This window comes from Isoptericola variabilis (assembly GCF_050311655.1).
In the GTDB taxonomy this organism is placed as follows: Bacteria; Actinomycetota; Actinomycetes; order Actinomycetales; family Cellulomonadaceae; genus Isoptericola; species Isoptericola variabilis.
This window is the reverse complement of the sequence record NZ_JBNOZM010000032.1, coordinates 1-237: the sequence shown is the minus strand read 5'-3', so window position 1 is coordinate 237 and position 237 is coordinate 1. Positions and strand designations below refer to the sequence as shown.

Sequence of the window (237 nt, the reverse complement as noted above, 5' to 3'; positions counted from 1 at the left end):
GCGTTCACCTGCGCGGACAGCACCAGGCCCAGGCCGGTGACGGCGAACAGCACGGAGAACTGCCCGTGGCTCAGCCCGTAGCCCTCCTGGAAGATGAACGGCGAGCCGCCCACGTAGCTCATCAGCACGGCCTGCCCGAGGCCCGGGATGACGGCGAGCGCCATGAACTGCCTGTCACTGACGAGCGTCCGGTAGCCCGCGAAGACGCCGCGCGCACCGCCGGCCTGGCGCCGCTCG

At 71.7% G+C, this 237-nt stretch carries 1 pseudogene; it reads right to left on the bottom strand.

Annotation, left to right across the window (positions count from 1 at the left end):
* Positions 1-237: pseudogene (locus ACQP60_RS20950) on the bottom strand (Bcr/CflA family drug resistance efflux transporter); the annotation flags it as partial.